Annotated in this window: 2 protein-coding genes; both read left to right on the top strand. The window is 47.4% G+C overall.

The window, feature by feature from the left end; genetic code table 11:
- Positions 1–322: helix-turn-helix domain-containing protein (locus FH603_RS28230; RefSeq protein WP_186742738.1), on the top strand; the 322-nt coding region annotated here is incomplete at its 5' end.
- Positions 310–996, top strand: a complete 687-nt coding sequence (locus tag FH603_RS28225; protein WP_186742740.1) for an IS630 family transposase — start codon at positions 310–312, stop codon at positions 994–996. The genes FH603_RS28230 and FH603_RS28225, both read left to right, overlap by 13 nt.
- Positions 997–1,012: the final 16 nt, after the last annotated feature.

Raw genomic sequence — 1,012 nt, 5'->3', positions numbered from 1 at the left:
GCAGATTAGTAACTTATTGGGCATCAGCATTGCTACGGTTTATAACCTACGAAAACGCTACCGAGAAAATGGACTGGAACGGGCTATTAGTGAGAAAGCCCGGCCGGGTCAACCCCGCAAGGTTACTCAGCAGGTGGAAGCTCAGATCACCCAACTGGCTTGTAGTGTGGCCCCTGATGGCCGTACTCGCTGGACAGCGGCCCTGATTAATGAGCGATTAGTCAAACTCGACATCCACATTGATGACGAGTCGGTGCGGTTGGCCTTAAAAAAAGTAAGCTCAAACCATGGCTCAAAAAGCAATGGTGTATCGGCCAGATAGACGGGGAATATCTAGCTAAAATGGAGGATGTTCTGTGCCTCTACAGTCAACCCGCTCAGATCAATCGGGCACGGCTCTGTTTTGACGAGCGACCCTGCCAATTACTTGACGATGTGGTAGCTCCCCTGTTGGTCAAGGCGGGTAAAGCCGCTAGGGAGGACAATGAGTATGTTAGACAAGGAACGTGTGTGGTTTTGCTCGTATACGATATGGACACTGGTCAACGCTACACGCAAGTGCGTGAGCAGCGTACTAAGGTGGATTACGCCGAGTTTATACACCAACTAGTGTCAACTCATTATGCTGACTTTGAGTACGTTGACTTAGTGCAAGATAATTTAAACACACACAAGTACGGTTCGTTTTATGAACATTTGCCCCTGAATCAAGCTCGTACAATGAGCCGTAAGCTGGTGTTTCATTTTACTCCTAAACACGGCTCGTGGTTGAACATGGCTGAGATCGAGTTTTCCGCCTTAGCGCGCCAATGCCTCAACAAACGAATCGGTAGTCTTGATGAACTGGCTCGTCAAGTAAGCTTATGGACTGATGAGCGCAACGAGCGTTCGGTTCGGGTGCATTGGAGTTTTACAGTGGCCAGCGCTGGAGATAAACTTAAAAGCTGGTATGAGAAAGTTAACCCAATAAATAAATCAGTCAATTCTAATTATTAAGTTGGAAGAGTACTAG

Source organism: Spirosoma utsteinense, from assembly GCF_014282275.1.
Classification (GTDB): domain Bacteria; phylum Bacteroidota; class Bacteroidia; order Cytophagales; family Spirosomataceae; genus Spirosoma; species Spirosoma utsteinense.
Note: the sequence above shows the minus strand (reverse complement) of the source record. Positions and strands in the feature narration are given on the sequence as shown.